At 74.1% G+C, this 16344-nt stretch carries 14 protein-coding genes and 1 pseudogene; 4 read left to right on the top strand and 11 right to left on the bottom strand.

What is annotated here, in order from left to right; genetic code table 11:
• Positions 1 to 98: 98 nt before the first annotated feature.
• The 4 genes and pseudogenes from QNH85_RS15175 to QNH85_RS15160 form a co-directional block, all read right to left on the bottom strand.
• Positions 99 to 1394, bottom strand: coding sequence for a sugar ABC transporter substrate-binding protein (locus QNH85_RS15175; RefSeq protein WP_282947757.1), 1296 nt, complete (start codon positions 1392 to 1394; stop codon positions 99 to 101).
• Positions 1395 to 1477: 83 nt separating this feature from the next.
• Positions 1478 to 2515, bottom strand: a complete 1038-nt coding sequence (locus tag QNH85_RS15170) for a LacI family DNA-binding transcriptional regulator (protein ID WP_282947755.1) — start codon at positions 2513 to 2515, stop codon at positions 1478 to 1480.
• 235 nt (positions 2516 to 2750) lie between these two features.
• Positions 2751 to 3512, bottom strand: a pseudogene (locus QNH85_RS15165) (NADPH-dependent F420 reductase); the annotation flags it as partial.
• Between the two features lie 43 nt (positions 3513 to 3555).
• Complete coding sequence (locus tag QNH85_RS15160) at positions 3556 to 5031, bottom strand: DHA2 family efflux MFS transporter permease subunit (protein ID WP_282947753.1); 1476 nt, start codon at positions 5029 to 5031, stop codon at positions 3556 to 3558.
• 143 nt (positions 5032 to 5174) lie between these two features.
• Between QNH85_RS15160 and QNH85_RS15155 the strand changes: the two genes are divergently transcribed.
• The gene (locus tag QNH85_RS15155; RefSeq protein WP_282947751.1) at positions 5175 to 5765 is read left to right on the top strand and encodes a TetR/AcrR family transcriptional regulator; all 591 of its coding nucleotides are present in this window, start codon (positions 5175 to 5177) and stop codon (positions 5763 to 5765) included.
• A gap of 10 nt (positions 5766 to 5775) precedes the next feature.
• Positions 5776 to 6405: a TetR/AcrR family transcriptional regulator gene (locus QNH85_RS15150; RefSeq protein WP_282947749.1), complete on the top strand. Its 630-nt coding sequence runs from the start codon at positions 5776 to 5778 to the stop codon at positions 6403 to 6405.
• Positions 6406 to 6433: 28 nt separating this feature from the next.
• On the opposite strand, the gene QNH85_RS15145 is transcribed toward QNH85_RS15150, so the two are convergent.
• Positions 6434 to 8050: a DUF5597 domain-containing protein gene (locus tag QNH85_RS15145; RefSeq protein WP_282947747.1), complete on the bottom strand. Its 1617-nt coding sequence runs from the start codon at positions 8048 to 8050 to the stop codon at positions 6434 to 6436.
• 101 nt (positions 8051 to 8151) lie between these two features.
• Here QNH85_RS15145 and QNH85_RS15140 point away from each other — a divergent pair, with 101 nt between their 5' ends.
• On the top strand, positions 8152 to 9411 hold the full coding sequence (locus tag QNH85_RS15140) for an MFS transporter (protein ID WP_282947746.1): 1260 nt from the start codon (positions 8152 to 8154) through the stop codon (positions 9409 to 9411).
• Here QNH85_RS15140 and QNH85_RS15135 read toward each other — a convergent pair.
• The 6 genes from QNH85_RS15135 to QNH85_RS15110 form a co-directional block, all read right to left on the bottom strand.
• Entirely contained in the window at positions 9386 to 10240 is an 855-nt protein-coding gene (locus tag QNH85_RS15135) for a transglutaminase-like domain-containing protein (protein ID WP_282947745.1), read from the bottom strand. The genes QNH85_RS15140 and QNH85_RS15135 overlap by 26 nt on opposite strands.
• A gap of 240 nt (positions 10241 to 10480) precedes the next feature.
• Positions 10481 to 11914, bottom strand: a complete 1434-nt coding sequence (locus tag QNH85_RS15130; protein ID WP_282947743.1) for an MFS transporter — start codon at positions 11912 to 11914, stop codon at positions 10481 to 10483.
• A 93-nt stretch (positions 11915 to 12007) separates the two neighbouring features.
• Positions 12008 to 12145, bottom strand: a complete 138-nt coding sequence (locus tag QNH85_RS15125; protein WP_282947741.1) for a hypothetical protein — start codon at positions 12143 to 12145, stop codon at positions 12008 to 12010.
• Positions 12146 to 12422: 277 nt separating this feature from the next.
• Complete coding sequence (locus QNH85_RS15120; RefSeq protein WP_282947739.1) at positions 12423 to 12983, bottom strand: TetR/AcrR family transcriptional regulator; 561 nt, start codon at positions 12981 to 12983, stop codon at positions 12423 to 12425.
• Positions 12984 to 13046: 63 nt separating this feature from the next.
• Entirely contained in the window at positions 13047 to 14564 is a 1518-nt protein-coding gene (locus QNH85_RS15115; RefSeq protein WP_282947737.1) for an MFS transporter, read from the bottom strand.
• A 58-nt stretch (positions 14565 to 14622) separates the two neighbouring features.
• Positions 14623 to 15648: an LLM class flavin-dependent oxidoreductase gene (locus QNH85_RS15110; RefSeq protein WP_282947735.1), complete on the bottom strand. Its 1026-nt coding sequence runs from the start codon at positions 15646 to 15648 to the stop codon at positions 14623 to 14625.
• 316 nt (positions 15649 to 15964) lie between these two features.
• Here QNH85_RS15110 and QNH85_RS15105 point away from each other — a divergent pair, with 316 nt between their 5' ends.
• Complete coding sequence (locus QNH85_RS15105; RefSeq protein ID WP_282947733.1) at positions 15965 to 16312, top strand: hypothetical protein; 348 nt, start codon at positions 15965 to 15967, stop codon at positions 16310 to 16312.
• The last annotated feature ends 32 nt before the right edge of the window (positions 16313 to 16344 follow it).

Below are 16344 nucleotides of genomic sequence, written 5' to 3'. Positions count from 1 at the left end.
GGGAGGGAAGCCGCGCGGCGGCTGGTGCCGGCGCCCCGGCCGGACCCCGTGTGCGGAGTCGCCGGAGGCAGGGCCCGGGGGGCGCCGGCCGGGTGCCGTCAGAAGGCGTAGTCGCCGTTCTGGGCGATGTCGTTGTCGATGTCGGAGACGGCCTTGTCGAGGATCGACGCGGCGTCCCCGCCGGACAGGATGTCCTGGGTCGCCTTCTGGAAGACCGACGTGATGTACGGGTACGCGGGGGTCGCGGGCCGGACGACGGCGTAGTCCTGGGCGAAGGTCCGGAAGACCTCCTTGTCCCCTCCCGGGGCGTAGTCCGTCAGCTCGGCCGCGGCCTCGTCGGTCGCCGGGATGGTGCCCGTGGCGTCGGCCAGCGCGACGACGTACTCGGTCTGGTGGCTGAACTCGAGGTACGCGCGCGCACCCTCGACCTCCTCGCACTGCGAGCTCATCGCCCACTGCCACGAGCCGCCACCGATCTTCGGCCCCTCGCCCAGGTCCACCGGGGGGATGACGATCGCGTCCTCGCCGAAGGCCTCCCGGACGGAGTCGTACGCCCACGAGCCGCTGTAGAGGATCGCGGACGTGCCGTTGACGAAGTCGACCGTGGCGTCCTCGCCGGACTTCGCCGAGATGTACCCATCGGAGACCAGGCCCTGCATCCAGGAGGCCCAGTCCAGCGCCGCCTCCCCGTCGAGGGCGCCGGAGGCCGTCGTGTACCCGTCGCGGTCGATCAGGTCGCCGCCCGCCGACTGCAGGAACGGCGAGTACGCGTAGGTGATCCACTCGCCGGTGCCGCCGGTGCCGAGGTCGAGCGGGTAGTCGTACTGGCCCGTCGCCTTCAGCTTCGCCAGGACGTCGTCGAGCTCCTCCTGGGTCCAGGGGTCCTCGGTCGTGGGGATGCGCGCGCCGACCGCCTCCAGTGCGGACGCACGCGTGAAGTAGGCGAGCGCGACGTCGTAGTGGCCGAACGAGTAGACCTCGCCGTCGACCTCCCCGACCGTGCTCGGGAGCTGGCCGTCGAACTCGGCGTCGTCGAGCCCGAGCGGCTGGATGTAGCCCGCCCACGCCCAGTTCGGCACGTTGGGCGAGTCGATGTCCAGCACGCACGGCAGCTTCTTGGACGACGCGGCGGCGACGACGGCGTCGTTGTACGAGGTCTGCGGGAACGACTCCAGCTCGACCTCGTAGTCGGTCTGGCTGGCGTTGAAGTCGTCGACGATCTGCTGGTTCACCGCGAGCTCGGCGTCGTTGCCGCCGTTGTGGGTCCACAGCGTGATGGTGGCGGGGCCGCTGCCCCCGGAACCGGTCGAGCCGCCGGAGCAGGCGGTCAGGGCGGCGATGGCGCCGACGGTTAGGCTGGCGGCTGCGAGGCGCCGGACGGTGTGAAGAGACACAGGATGGTCCTCCGGATCACTGGATGTCGCACATCTGGTGGAGGTGACGCGCTGCAACGCGTCACCGGGGCGCCGCCCCGGGCTCATTCCCGGGGCGGCGTTCCGACGGAGGCCCGGTGCACCACCGGGCCTCGGAGCCGGACCGAGCGCGGCTCGGGCTCGTGGCCCTCGTCGCACGCGGAGATCTGCAGGTAGAGCTGCTCGGCCGCCCAGGCGCCCATCGCGCGGTGCGGCAGCGCGACGGAGGTCAGCGGCGGGTCGACGGCCTCCGTGATGATCTGCATGTCGTCGAACCCGACGACCGACACGTCGTGGCCGATGCGGAGGCCGAGCTCGTGCGCCGCGCGGTAGGCCCCCATGGCCATCCGGTCGTTGAAGCAGAACAGGCCCGTCGGCCGGTCCGGCCGGCTCAGCACGTCGTGCGCCGCGCGATGGGCCGCGTCGTACGTCTGCTCGCTCACGATCACGGACACGTCCGCGCCCGGGAGGCCGGCCTGCCGGCACGCGGCCAGGAACCCCTCCGGGCGGCCCTTCGCGGCGGGGATGTCGTCGGCGTTGTTGAGCATGGCCAGGCGCCGGTGTCCCGCCCCCAGCAGGGCCTCCGCCGCGTCGAGCCCGCCGGCGACCTCGTCCGGGGTGACCCAGGAGTGCGTGCCCCCGACGGCCTCGGCGTTGAGCACGACGACCGGGACGCCGTCGAGCGCCTCGGGGACCCGGACCAGGCGGTGGTACATGGCGGCGTAGAGCACGCCGTCGACCTCGCGGTCGAGGAGCTCGCGGACCTCGCGGGCCTCCAGGTCGGCGTCGTACTCGGTGTTCGTCACGAGGAGCACGCCGTCGTGCGTGCGCACGACCTCCTGCGCACCGGCGATCAGCTGGCCGGCGTACGGCGTGGTGGCGATCTCGTCGCCGACGAACCCGACGGAGTTGGACCGGCGGGTCCGCAGCGTGCGCGCCACGGCGTTGGCGGAGTAGCCGAGCTCGGTGGCGGCGCGCCGGACGCGCTCCTGCGTCGTGGGCGAGGTGCGGGTGCCCGGGGTGCGGTTGAGCACGTGGGAGACGGTGGTGGGGGAGACGCCAGCGCGCGTCGCGACGTCGCGGATGCTCACACGTGGGGCCACGGCTGCCTCCTCACCTCGTCGTGGGAATCGCTGCCAAACCGTTTTGTCAGCGCCGTGGCAGAACGATGGCGCACAGGACGCGACCGTGTCAACCACGCGCGTCCGGCAGCACGTCGCGCGGGCGACCGGCCGGGCGGTCGGGCGGGCCCGGCGCAGGCGGTGGAGGGGACCGGCGTCAGACCCGGGTCGGCGGGCAGCGAGACCATCGACCGCCGACCCGGGACGCGCCGCCGGCTCAGCTGGACAGGAGCCGGTTGAGCTCGACGAAGAAGTCGTCGCCGCGCTCGGTGCCGCCGTCCATCAGCTCGGCGATGACGGTCCCTCCGAGGTCGCGGCGCCGCGGGGCACGGCCGGGGACCGCGGCCGCCAGCGCGGCGCCCAGCGCGGGACCCGCCAGGTCGGTGCAGTACGCGGGCGTGCCGGGCTGCTGCCGCCACGAGTCCGCGAGGGTGCCGGCGTCGAACCCCTCGAAGCCGGTGTCCTCCACCAGCGCCATGCCGAGCCTGCGGTCCTGGTCGCGGTCCGCGGCGACGGGCACCGCGATCCGTCCGGGGTCGCCGGCGGCGGTCGCCCGGGTGCGGAACGACGAGGCGAGGATCGCGTTCCACGCCTTGACGACGCGGCGGCCGCCGAGCTGCTCGGCCACCCACAGGCTCTCGACCTGGCCCTCGTCGAGGGCGGCGATGTGGCCGTCGCGCGCCGGGTAGTAGTTGGAGGTGTCCAGCACGACCGCGTCGTCGGGCAGCCGGTCGACGAGCGGCCGGATCTCGGGCACCCGGGCCAGGGGGACGGAGATGATCAGGGCGTCGACGTCGGTGACGACGTCGACCGCCTCGACGGCCCGGGCGCCGGTGGTCAGGAGGTCGCCGGGGACGGTGTGCGGTCCGCGGGAGTTCGCGACCTTCACCTTGTGGCCGCGTTCGCTGAGCCGCTGGGTGAGGGTGGCGCCGATGTTGCCCACGCCGAGGATGCCGATGCGCATGGTGTGTCTCCTTCTGGTCGAGCTGCGAGGTCGTGCCGGTCCGGGTCGATCCGGCCGGTCAGCGGGAGGTCGGGGCCGGCTTGCCGATGAAGAGGGTGCCGACGACGGCGGCGAGCGCGATGACCGCGGCGGCGGTGAAGGCCCCGCGGCCCGCCGCGACCGCCTCGTCGACGCTGAGGGCACCGGGGTCCGCCGCGCGGGAGGCGATCGTGTAGGCCGAGACGAGCACCGCGCCGCCCGCGGCCCCGGCGAGCTGCTGCGCGGTCGTGAACGCCGCGGTGCCGTGCGGGTAGAGGTCGGCGCGGAGCGAGGACAGCGCGGTGGTGGTCAGGGGCGCCCACATCATCGCCTGGGCGGCGGACATCACCAGGTACGCGACGAGCAGCGTGCCGACGCCGGTGCCGCGGTCCAGGGTGCTGAGGAACCACAGCGACGCCGTCCAGACCAGCGCGCCGGGGATGGCCAGCGGACGCGGCCCGACCCGGTCGTAGACCCGGCCGCCGAGGGCCGACACCAGGGCGATGACCGCCCCGCTCGGGACCAGGAACAGCCCGATCGCGAGCGTGCCGAGGCCCTGGACGCCGGTGAGGACCAGGGGCAGGACGAGCGCGGTGCCGAACCCGTTCATCGCGACGACGATCATCACGGCCAGGGACAGCGCGAAGGGCCGCGTGCGGAAGACCCGCATGTCGAGGAACGGCTCGGAGTGCCGTCGCAGCGCCAGCTGGCGCAGCACGAACGCCGCGACGCCGGCCAGCCCGACGGCGATCGGGATCACCGGCGGGACGAGGACGTGGCCGGTGACCGACTCGCCGATCGAGGCCAGGCCGAAGACCAGCGCGCCGAACCCGACGGCGGACAGGGCCAGCGACAGCAGGTCGAGCGTGACCGGCTCGGGCGTGGTGATGTTCCTCAGCTTCGCCGCACCGAGCGCGAGGCCCGCCAGCGCGATCGGCAGGACCAGGAGGAACAGCCACCGCCACGGCAGCTGCGACAGCACGAGCCCGGAGACGGCCGGGCCGACGGCGGGCGCGATCGCCGGCACGGCCGTGACCAGGGCCATCGTCGTGCCCCGGCGTGCGGCGGGGACCAGGCGCATGGCGGTCGTCATCAGCAGCGGGACGAACACGGCGGTGCCCACCGCCTGGACGATCCGGCCGGCCAGCAGCACGCCGAAGCCGCTCGCGGCCGCGGCGACCGCCGTCCCCACGACGAACAGCGACATCGCACCGAGGAAGATCGTGCGGAGGTGGAAGCGCTGCATCACGAAGCCGGTCGCCGGGACCAGCACGGCCAGCGTCAGCAGGTAGCCCGTGGTCAGCCACTGGCCGGTCGCCGGGGTGATGCCCAGGTCCGCGATCAGGGTCGGCGGCGCCACCCCCAGCAGCATCTCGTTGAGCAGGACGATGAAGGACGAGCCCATCAGCAGGCCGATGACCAGGGCGTCGCCGCGGGGGAGGCGGGCGTGGGGATCGGCGTCGGGTGCCTGCGGGACGGCTGCTGCGGTCGCCGTCGAAGTCGGGGTGGTGGTCATCGTCGTGCGTGATCTCCCGGTCGTCGGAGCTGGCCGCCGTCGTGCGGGGGTGGTGGTGACGGCAGCGAGATGGAGATAGTCTCCGGTTAGGAGATCGACCATACGGAGAGCGTCTCCGGATTGTCAACGGGAAGGCGGCACAGGTGTCTCAGACGGCGACCGGCGGGGCCCGCAGGCCGCGGACCGACGCGCAGCGCAACCGCAGCCACATCCTCGACACGGCCGAGCACTACTTCGCCGAGCACGGCGTCGCCGGCTCGCTGGACGCGATCGCGAAGCAGGCGGGGGTCGGGCCGGGCACGCTGTACCGGCACTTCCCGAACCGGGGGGCTTTGCTCGCCGCCCTGCTGGACGCGCGCGCCGACGAGCTGGAGCAGCGGCGCCGGGCCATCGCGACCGAGCAGACCGACGCGGCCGACGCCCTCGCGCGGTGGCTGGACGCCCTCGCCGCGTGGGCGAGCGCCTTCGACGGGCTGCCCGAGCCGCTGCGTGCCGCGCTGGACGAGGAGACCTCCCCGCTCGCGCTGACCTGCCAGGGCTTCGTCTCGGTGACGGACGAGTTCCTGGGCGCGGCCCAGAGGGAGGGCAGCGCGCGGGCCGAGGTCCGCGGCCGGGACCTCTTCCTGGCCGTGCTGGCGATCAGCTGGGTCCGCGGCGCGGCGATGGCGGACGAGTCGTCCGGTCCCGGGCTGGCGGCGCTGCTGCGGACCGGGTGGGCGGCGCCGCGGCACTAGGTTGGTCCTCATGGCGAGCGAGACGGCGGGGCCCGCGAGCGACCGGCGTCGCGGCTCGTACGCGAAGACCCCGCAGCGCCGTCGCGAGATCGTCGTGGCAGCCGCAGCCGTGTTCGCCGACCGGGGCTACTCCGGCGGTTCCCTGCGCCAGGTCGCCAAGGACATCGGGGTCAGCGTCACCAGCGTGATGCACCACTTCCCGTCCAAGGAGGTCCTGCTCGAGGCGGTGCTCGAGCACGCGGACGCGGAGGCGGCCCGGGAGATCGACCTGGACGCGGAGCGTGACGGCCTGCGGGGCACGGTCGTGCGGCTGGCGCAGACCGGCCAGGACCACCCCCACCTGCTCCGCCTGCTGGCCGTGCTCAGCGCCGAGGCGTCCGCGCCCGAGCACCCGGCGCACGACTGGTTCGTCGAGCGGTACCGGCGGGTCGAGGAGATGACGGCCGGCTGGGCCGAGGCGGACCGCACCAGCGCCCTGGACCCCGCCGGCGCCCGCCTGCTGGCCCGGCGGGTGATCGCCCTGTGGGACGGGCTCCAGCTCCAGTGGCTGCTGCGCCGCGACTTCGACCTGGTGGCGGAGCTCGACGCGGGCGTGGCCGCCCTGGTGGAGCAGGCCCGGCGCACCGAGCCGGCGCACTGAGCGCCGCCCGGCGCGCCGGCGGGCCGGATCAGCCCAGGCGGTAGATCTCGCAGGTGGAGACACCGGTGTGCTCGAGCGCCATGGGGATGGGGAACACCGGCGACTGCTGCTGCAGACGGCCCGGGTGCAGCCACGCGGTGCCGCCGGCCGTCTCGTCCCCGTTGAGCCGTCGCAGCACCGGCCGCGTCCCGTCGCCCGCGCCCGGGCTCCGCGGGTGCTCGAGCACCTGCAGCAGGCCCGTCGTGCGCCCTGCGGCGTCGTGGAAGGTCAGGCTGAACCCGCGTCCCACCGCGAGGAACCGGTCGGGCGCGAGCCGGACGACGACGCCGAACGCGCCCTGGGCCGGGGGCTCGACCTCCCCGAACGACGCCAGCCTCGCGGCGTGGATCTGGAGGTCGCCGAAGTCCAGCACAGCGTGGGCGTCGGCACCGGCGTCCGGCGGCACGTGGAACCCGCGGCTCTCGGCGACGGACAGGTCGGCCCCGAGGGCGCCGAGCAGCTCGTAGCCGTCCCGGAGGTCGGCCGCCTCGGCCTCGGTGATCGAGTCCACGCCGAACGGCGAGACGCCGATCGCCCCGTGGCTGCCCACGGCGACGAACGCGTCGCCCACCCCCTGCGCGTCGCGCCGCATCTCCGGGATGAACAGCCCGCCGGACGCGTCGGCGTACACCGAGCAGATGGCGTCGAGGTCGCCGAAGTAGACGTCAGGGACGACGAGGTCGAGGTGCGGGGCGACCGCCCGCCACAGCGGGAGCATCCGCGCGACGGGTCCCCCGCTGGGGTAGGTGCCCGGCTGCTGGCCGCCGGCGAGCGCGAACCCGGGCAGGTCGATCTCGGAGTCCAGCCAGGCGTTCGTGAAGAACGGCAGCGCCGTGTGCTCGCGACCGGCCCGGGCCACGGCGTCGATGTAGCGCGCGAATCCCCAGGCCATGAGGTGCTCGTCCGCGTCGAGGCCCGACGGGAACGCGGCCGACCAGTCCGCCGGCCGGCCGGCGACGCCGCACGCCGCGAGCACCTCGGTGGGCGGCGGGGCGGCGAACAGCCGCTCGGCCTCGGGGCCGTGGTCCCGGGAGCAGCCGAGCAGGCCCGGCTCGTTCTGCACCTGGACCATGATCACGGTCCGGTCGTCGCGGTCGACCTGCTCGATGCGCTGCACGAGCGTGGCGAACGCGCGCGCGTCCGCCTCGCGGGTCGCGTCGTGGAACGGCGACAGCGTCGCGGTGGGCCGACCGTCGGCGTCCAGGCACCGCGGGAACCGCACCGGGTCGGTCTTCACCCACGCCGGGGCGTAGCTGGACGCGCCGTTCTTGTAGGCGCCGAACCACAGCACCACGAGCCGCAGCCCGGCGTCACGCGCGGCCTCGACGACGTGGTCCACCGCCGCCAGGTCGTACCTGCCCTCGGCCGGCTCGAGCGCCTCCCACGTGACAGGGGCGAGGACGGTGTCGGCACCCGCAGCGGCCACGGTGGCGAACGAGGTGCGGCTCGCGGCGGGCGTCGACGCCGCCGAGTTGTGCACCTCCGCGCCGCGGACCAGGAACGGGGCGCCGTCCACGACCAGCCGGGCGCGGCCGTCCCGGAGCTCGAGGGTGGGGGTCGGGACCGTGCCGGCGGGGGCCGGGACTGCGACGGACAGCGGGGGCATCGTTGCGCCTTCCTCTCGGGTTCGTCGAAAATGTAGCAGGTGTACGGGTTTCTGCCCTACGATGCCGTCGTCTCGACCTGGTCCATGCGAAGGAGCACCCTGTGACCGCCCACCCCGACGCCGCGGTGTCCACCCCGTCCGCCCGCCCGGCACCCGCCCTGCCGGAGAAGCTGGGCCGGCTCGGCCCGCTGCTGTTCCTGGCCCACGCCGGCTGGATGCTGCCGTTCGCCGCGGCCGGCACCCTGGTGCAGGCGCTGATGACCGACCTGGACCCCGCCAGGAAGGTCGCGCTGTACGCGACGCTGGCGACCGCCGGCTCGCTCACGAGCATGATCGCGACGATCGTCTTCGGGACCCTGTCGGACCGGACCCGGTCGCGGTTCGGCAAGCGCAACCCCTGGATCGTGTCCGGCGGCTTCCTGCTCGCCATCGCCTCGACGCTGATGTCGGTCACGAGCAGCTTCCCGCTGCTCGTCGTGCTCTGGATGGTGTTCCAGGTCGGCCTGGCCGTCGTCCTCGCGCCCCTGTTCGCCGTCCTGCCGGACCGGGTCGCGCAGCACAACCTCGGCAAGGCGTCGGCCCTCATCGGCGCCGGTCAGCTCGTCGCCCAGAGCCTCGGCGCCGTCGTCGCCGGCTCGCTCGTCACGATGCCGCGGGAGGGCCTGCGCTGGCTGCCCTGGGTCATCGCCGTCGTGATGGTCGTCTTCGCGGTGCTCTCGCCGGAGCGGGACAACCGCGACGAGCCCCGCACGACGCTGTCCGTCCGCGAGCTGCTGCGGTCGTTCGTGCCGCCGAAGGACCGCGACTTCCTGCTCGCCCTCGCCGGCCGGTTCCTGCTCCTGCTGTCCTTCATGATGATCCTGCTGTACCAGCTCTTCCTGCTCACCGACTACATCGGGCTCAGCACCGAGGAGGCCGGGCGTGTGATCGCCGTCGGAGGCGTCGTCATGGCCGTCGCCTCCGGGGCGGCCACCCTGCTGTCCGGGCCGCTCTCGGACCGGCTGCAGCGACGCAAGCCGATCGTCATGACCGCCTCGGTGATCTTCGCCGTGGCCGCGCTGCCGCTGGCGGTCTCCGCCGAGGTCGGCTCGTTCTACCTGTTCCTGGCCGTCGGTGGCTTCGCCTACGGGATCTACATCGCCGTCGACCAGGCCCTGCTCGCCGAGGTGCTGCCGAGCGCCGAGGACCGCGCCAAGGACCTCGGGATCCTCAACATCGCGAACACCCTGCCGCAGGTCGTCGCGCCCGTCCTGGCCGGCATCCTGGTCTCGGCCATCGGCTACCAGCTGGTGTTCGTCATCGCCATGGTCCTGGCGGTCGTCTCCGCCGCGGTGCTCAAGCCGATCCAGCGGGCCCGCTGACCGAGCCGGTCCCCTCGAGGACCTCCCTGCGGCGGTGCTGGACGTTGAAGACCTCGTCCGGCACCCGCAGGCGGTCGTCGGCCAGCAACCGCCGGACGTCGGCCATCGACGGACCGGCGGTCGCCGCCGCGAGCTCGTCGAAGAGCGCCACGTCGACGGCGTCGTCCGGTCCCGGCATGCCGCCCCACAGGTCCCAGGGCAGCAGCTCGACGCCGTCCAGGGCGGCGGCGTCCCGCATGAGGTTCGCGGCGATCCACCACGCCCCGGCCTCGCGGATCGAGGTCAGGCCGAACCGGTCCGGGTCCGCGCGCCCCGCCCGCGTCATGGTCCAGGCGTCGCCCGCGATCACGAACTCGTCGCGCGGCACGTCCGTCAGGTCGAAGTCGATCCCCAGCTGCCGCCGCTGGAGCTCGTCGACCTGGGCGTCGAGCAGCTTCCACCGGTCGCCGTCGCGGTACTCGGCCACCCAGTGGTCCTCGTACCAGCCGGGAGCGAAGTAGGCCCCGAAGCCGCACCGCGCCCGGGCCGGCACACCGGCGGCGCGGAGCAGGGCCACGGCCATGACGGTGAAGCCGCGGCAGTTCGTCGCGACCCGCTGGTGCGGCTCCCGGGCGACGTCGAGCGGACGGTCGTCGCGACTCGTCACCGCGTCGAGCACCTGCTCGACCCGCCGCAGGTTGACCAGGTCGCGCTCGGGCTCGGCGAGCGAGACGCCGTACGCGGCGGCCCAGAACTCGTGCACGAGCAGGCCCTGGACGACCCGCGCGATGCCGGCGGGGTCCCCGGGGAGGCCCGCCAGCAGGTGGCGGAACGCTCCGGCGTCGGTCATGAGTCCCGGCCCCGACCACGCGGCGTCCACGACCGGCTCCCCACGTCCCGCCAGCACCATCTCGGGCCTCCCGCTGCTGCGCGTCACGCCGAGGCCGCCAGGTCGCCGACCTCGACCGTCCGGGCCGCCGATGGCCCGTGGTCGTCACGGTACGCCGACCGACGGTCGCGCCGTGAGGGTTTCGCCCGGTCACGGCGGCGAGGGGCGCGACCGTCGCGGCCGCGCCCCGCGCCGTCACCCTCATCGAGTGCCAGGCCGGATCGCCATTGCGGCCACCGCTGCGGCGAGCGAGAAGCCCGCCGCTCCGAGGAACAGCCACGCGAACCCGCCCGTCAGCGCCTCGGGCACGGCGACGCCGGTGGCGGTGAGCGCGTCGGTCCGCAGCGTCGCGACGGCGGCGAGCACCGCCAGCCCGAGCGCTCCGCCGATCTGCTGGCTCGTGTTGACCAGGCCGCCGGCCAGGCCGGCCTCGCCGCCGTCGACACCGTCGACCGCCAGCTGCGTGGCGGTGACGAACGCCCCGCCCATCCCGATCCCGATGAGGACCGTCGGGCCGAGGAGCCGGCCCAGGAAGTCCGCGTCGGCGGGTGCGAGCGAGAGCCAGACCAGCCCCGCCGCCAGGACGACCAGCGAGACGACGAGGGTGCGACGGGTACCGAGGCGGCCGATCAGCGTGGGGGCGAGGCCGGCCACGACCACCAGGGACCCGGCGAGCGGCAGCTGGCTCAGCCCGGTGGCCAGCGCGTCGTACCCGAGCACCGCCTGCATGAACACCGAGAGGGCGAAGAACAGCGCCACCATCGCGGCCCCCACCAGCAGCATCACCACGTTGCCCGCGGTGAGGTTGCGGTTCCGGAACACCGCGAGCGGGACCAGGGGGTCGGCGGAACGTCGTGCGAGGACGACGAACGCCGCACCGAGCGCGACCGCGAGGACGGCGAGGCCGGCGGGCAGCACGTGCGCGAACCCCAGCTGCTCGGTGGCGCTCAGCGCCCCGACCGCGGCGACGAGCGCTCCGGTGACGGTCGCCGCGCCGGGGAGGTCCAGGCGGTTCGTCGCGGTGACCGCGTCCCGGGTGACCAGGGCCGGGATCGCGAGGAGGACGACGGCCCCGATCGGGACGTTCACGAAGAACACCGCCTGCCAGCCGAGCGCCGCGGTCAGCACGCCCCCGAGGAGCACTCCGGCCGCGGAGCCGATGCCCGCGACACCGCCCCACACGCCGAGCGCCTTGGTGCGGTCGGCCGGGTCGGGGAACAGGTGGGCGAGGAGGGCGAGCGCCGCCGGAGCGAGCAGCGCCGCGGACGCGCCCTGCAGTGCCCGGGCGGTGAGGAGCATGCCGCTGGACGCGGAGAGGCCGGCGAGCGCGGAAGCGGCGACGAACCCCGCGGTGCCGGCCAGGAACAGCCGGCGGTGGCCGTACCGGTCGGCCAGCCGCCCGCCGAGCAGGAGCAGACCGCCGAACGGCAGGACGTAGGCGGTGATGACCCAGGCGAGGGTCGCCGTCCCGAGGTGCAGCTGCTCCCCGAGGACGGGCAGCGCGATGTTGACGATCGAGGCGTCGAGGACGACGAGGAACTGCGCCAGGGCGAGCACCCCGAGCGCGAGCCAGCGCCGGGTGCTGCGGGCGGTCACCGGCGGTGCGGTGGGCTCGGTGGCGGTCAGGACGGTCATGGCAGGGCCCTTCGGGAGGGGCGCGCGGTGCGCGCGGCTGGTGGTGGAGGGGGCCCCGCCGGCGGCGGGTCGGTCGCCGGCGGGGCCGCGGGGTCAGTCCCAGAGGCCGAGCATCAGGACGACGGAGAGGGTGAGGACGGCGAAGACCGTCCACCACGCCGTCTGCTCGCGGGTGCGGTGGGGTGCTGCGGTACCGGTCGGGGGAGTGGTCTCGTGCTGCGGGGTGGTCATGGGGTCCTCCTGGGTGGTGGGGGTGCGCTGCGGGGGTGCGGGCTCAGCTCCACTGGCTGAACATCGCGACGACGAGCAGCGCGAGCGGGATCAGGGCGATCCAGCGCATGCGGATCTCTCGGGTCATGTCGGTCCTCCTTCCATGGAGAGTGATTGGTCACTCACTAAAACGGGTACGACAGTGCCGTGCCCGGGCGGGTGGTGGTGTGTGGGCGGTGTCGTACGGGGGAGCGTGCGGGCTGTGGCGTGCGGGGGGTGCGTGCGGGCTGTGGCGTCGTCAGCCGGGGTGGCGGATCCCGTGGTTGAGGATCTGCGCCCACTGCTCGGGGACGTTCTCGATGCCCGCGCTCACGATGAGGTGGCAGAGCTGGCCGTAGGCGACGAACCGCTGCACGTCGTCGTCCGACGCGCGCGAGCGGTCCTTCGCGAACGTCGTGATCCGGGCGAGGCCGGAGCGCAGCGCGTCCCCGACCTCCGGGATGTCGGCCACCGACTGCGCGTGCACCTGCAGCATGAGCAGGCGGCGGTCGGCGATCAGCTCCGCGTACGCGGCCCCCATCGCGTCGAGCACGCCCTCGGGCGACTGGTCGGGGGCGTCGTCCGCACCCGCCTCGAGGGTCCGCACGATCGCGTCGAAGCAGCCCTCGAGTGCGGCGACGAACAGGCTCTCCTTGCCGGGGAACAGCTTGAACACGTACGCGGGCGAGATCGTGGCCTCGCGGGCGATGTCCGCGACCGTCGTCCCGTGGAAGCCGCCGCGAGAGAACATGTCGAGGGCGGCGGCTGCGACGCGGGGGCGTCGCAGCTCGGCGGTGGAGAGGACCGGGGCGGAGGGCATGTGAGTGACCGTACACTCACTCTGCAGTTGTGCGCAAGGGTCCCTGGCCGAAGGCGCTGCCGCTCACGGGGCACCCCCGGCGACCGGACCCGGCTGCGTGGGCGTGGCGGTCGCCGGCGCCGGCAGGGTGATGAGGTGCGCGGAGGCGGCCGCGGCCGCGTCCCGGAAGGTCCCGGTCCCCGCGGGGTGGCGGCGGATCGCCACGAACGTGAGCAGGACGCCGATGGCGCTGAACACCGCCATCACCCAGGACGCGGAGGCGAGCCCGGCGGCGAGGGCGTCCGCGTCGGCCGCACCGTCGGCGCGCCGGCCGGCGTCGACCGAGGAGTAGATCGTCGCGGCCAGGGCCGTGGCGACGGCCGCGCCGACGTACCGGGCCATGTTCGAGACCCCGGAGGCAGCGCCCACCTGCTCCTCCGGCACGGAGGCGGTCGCCGCGGACGAGGACGGGCCGTTCGACAGCCCCATCCCGACCGCGATCGCCACCAGGGGCAGCAGGAACGCCAGGTACGTCCACGACGCGTCGGTCAGGCCGACGACCACGAACCCGGCCGCGGTCAGCGCGAAGCCTGCCCCGATGACCTGCCGGCCGCCGAGCCGCATCGCGAGCCGCGGCACCAGCGGGGCGACGACCACCAGCCCGACGGTCGCCGGCAGGGTGGCCAGGCCGGCCTGCAGCGGGCTGAAGCCGAGGGCCACGGGGCTCTGGAAGTACAGGCTCAGCAGGTACATCAGCGCGTTGATCGTGCCGGCGCCGATGAGGATCGCGAGCGTCGCGCCGACGAGGACCCGGTTCCGCAGCAGCTCCAGCTGCAGCAGGGGGACCGCGACCCGCTTCTCGACGACGACGAACAGCCAGCCGGCGACGACGCTGACCGCGAAGCAGCCGAGCGTGGCCGCGGACACCCACCCCCAGTCGCCGCTCTTGCTCACCCCGAGGATCAGCGGCATCAGCGTCAGCGCGACCAGGACGGTGCCCAGGTAGTCGATGGACCGCGGCCGGTCCGGGTCGCGCGACTCGGCGACGGTGGCCCAGGTGATGCCCATGCACAGCACGCCCACCGCGGCGTCGATCCAGAACAGCCCCTGCCAGCCGGTCACGTCGACGAGCACGCCGCCCACCAGCGGGCCCGCGGCGGCACCGACCGCGGCGGCGGCGCCCCACAGCGAGACCCAGCGCAGCTGCTCCTCGCCGTCGGCGGCGACGGAGAGCAGGCTCAGCCCGCAGGCGAGGATCGTCGCGCCCGCGGCGCCCTGGATCAGGCGGCCGGCGATCACCCCGGCGCCGCTGTCCGACAGCGCGATGAGCACGCACGACGCCACGAACAGCAGCAGCCCGAGCTGGAACACCCGCTTGCGGCCGAACACGTCGCCCAGGGAGCCCGACGTGATGATGACCGCCGCCCCGACCAGGGAGTAGCCGGTGACCGCCCACTGCAGCGTGTCGACCGGTGTCCCGGTGTCCTCGCTGATCGCCGGCAGCAGGATGCTCACCGCCGACGTGTTCGCGTTGACCACGAGGGTCGAGAGGCACGTGGCGGCCAGCACCCCGCGCGTCGACGTGCGTCGTCCGTCCGGCATCGGCTGGCCCCTCGCTGTGCGTCCGTCACGACGCTAGGGCCGGTCACGGCGGCGGCGATCACCCGGCGGGGGTGACCTCCTGCGCCTCGATGCCGGCGTGCGCCGCAAGCAGCTCGACGGACCGGATGCGCGCGGCTGTCGTCAGCGAGGAGTGCGCGACGATGACCTCGTCGGCGTCCGCCGTCCGCGCGAAGTCCTCGACGTACGCGGCGACCTCGGGGCCGGTGCCGACGCCCGTGTAGGTCGTCATGCTCGCCACCTGCGCTCCCACGGGCGACGCGAGCAGGAGATCGAGCTCGTCGTCGTCGAACGTGTGGTCCACCGGGATCTGCCCGCTCTGGCGCAGCATCATCATGAGGCGCGCGCGCTTGACCTGCGTGTGCTGCTCGAGGGCGTCGTCGTGGTCGGCCGACGCGATGGCGTTGACGCCGGCGATCACGTACGGCCGCTCGAGCTGGTGCGACGGCTGGAACTCGCGCCGGTAGGCGGCGACCGCGTCGTGCAGCGCGGCCGGTGCGAAGTGGGAGGCGAAGGCGTAGGGGAGCCCGAGCGCGGCTGCGAGGTGCGCGCCGAACAGCGACGATCCCAGGATGTAGAGGGGGACGTCGGACCCGGCCCCGGGGGTGGCGGTCACGCCGGGGACGCGCGACCGACCGGCGAGGAAGGCCTGGAGCTCGACGACGTCCTGGGGGAACTGGTCCGACGCAGCAGGGTCGCGCCGCAGGGCACGGAAGGTCGCCTGGTCCCCGCCCGGTGCGCGGCCGAGGCCGAGGTCGATCCGCCCCGGGTGCAGGGCCTCGAGGGTGCCGAACTGCTCAGCGATGGTCAGGGGCGAGTGGTTCGGCAGCATCACGCCTCCGGCGCCGAGCCGGATCGTCGAGGTCTGGCTCGCGACGTGGGCGATGAGCACCGAGGTGGCGCTCGACGCGATGGAGCTCATGTTGTGGTGCTCCGCGTACCAGACCCGCCGGTAGCCGCTCTTCTCGGCCTGCTGCGCCAGCGCGACGGACGCCGCGAAGCTGTCTGCCGCCGTCTCCCCGGGGGCGATGGGGGCGAGGTCGAGGATCGAGAGGCGGAGGGTCATGGTCGGGTAACCGCCGGCTCGCCGGTCGTGTTCCGGGTGGCGGTGAGACGGAGGTCATGCGGCCGCGTCGGCGCTCCCTGCGCGGCGGCAGCCGGTGGGCCGTCCGGGTGACCTGCGCACCGTTCGGCCACGCGACCTGGGTCCGCGCTGCGAGTGTTCGCTCGCGAGAGCGAGCCGAGGGGGAGCTGGTGGAGGCTGCTGTGCTGGTGAGTCGGAAGCGCACCGTCGGGCGGGTGGCTGCCGCCGCGGTGACCATCGGCTGCGTGGCCCCCTGACGCCCCACCGTGCGGCGCGCGCCCGCGCGGCTACCGCCGCAGTGCTCGGGTCGCTGACGTTGATCGGCTGCGGGATCGGCAACCCGCCGCAGGCGGACATGGCGATCACCAACGACACCGACGAGCCCCTGGCGATCAGCGTCGAGAGCACCTCGCCGAGGTACACCGTCGAACCGGGAGAGTCGCTCGGCTTCTCGCTGGGCGGCCACGAGGGCGACTGCACCGAGTGGACGCTGCACGCCACGACCGTCGACGGGGTGGAGGCGTCGACCGTCGGTGCGCCCGTGTGCGATGAGGACCACTGGACGATCACCCAGGCCGAGCTCGACGACGCCCGGCTGGACGCGGGCATGCCGGCACCCGCGCCGAGCCCGAGCTCGACGCCGTAGCCCGCCCTACCCTCACCGCGGACGTCGTTCCT

Origin of the sequence: Cellulomonas endometrii (assembly GCF_949769265.1) — a bacterium.
Taxonomy (GTDB): Bacteria; Actinomycetota; Actinomycetes; order Actinomycetales; family Cellulomonadaceae; genus Cellulomonas; species Cellulomonas endometrii.
Note: the sequence above shows the minus strand (reverse complement) of the source record. Positions and strands in the feature narration are given on the sequence as shown.

Excerpts from the sequence above, each read along its gene's own strand:
- QNH85_RS15115 (WP_282947737.1), bottom strand. The coding sequence starts at position 14,564 with ATGCCGGACGGACGACGCACGTCGACGCGCGGGGTGCTGGCCGCCACG.
- QNH85_RS15135 (WP_282947745.1), bottom strand. The coding sequence starts at position 10,240 with ATGACCGACGCCGGAGCGTTCCGCCACCTGCTGGCGGGCCTCCCCGGG.
- QNH85_RS15145 (WP_282947747.1), bottom strand. The coding sequence starts at position 8,050 with ATGCCCCCGCTGTCCGTCGCAGTCCCGGCCCCCGCCGGCACGGTCCCG.
- QNH85_RS15125 (WP_282947741.1), bottom strand. The coding sequence starts at position 12,145 with ATGACCACCCCGCAGCACGAGACCACTCCCCCGACCGGTACCGCAGCA.
- QNH85_RS15150 (WP_282947749.1), top strand. The coding sequence starts at position 5,776 with ATGGCGAGCGAGACGGCGGGGCCCGCGAGCGACCGGCGTCGCGGCTCG.
- QNH85_RS15130 (WP_282947743.1), bottom strand. The coding sequence starts at position 11,914 with ATGACCGTCCTGACCGCCACCGAGCCCACCGCACCGCCGGTGACCGCC.
- QNH85_RS15120 (WP_282947739.1), bottom strand. The coding sequence starts at position 12,983 with ATGCCCTCCGCCCCGGTCCTCTCCACCGCCGAGCTGCGACGCCCCCGC.
- QNH85_RS15110 (WP_282947735.1), bottom strand. The coding sequence starts at position 15,648 with ATGACCCTCCGCCTCTCGATCCTCGACCTCGCCCCCATCGCCCCCGGG.
- QNH85_RS15160 (WP_282947753.1), bottom strand. The coding sequence starts at position 5,031 with ATGACCACCACCCCGACTTCGACGGCGACCGCAGCAGCCGTCCCGCAG.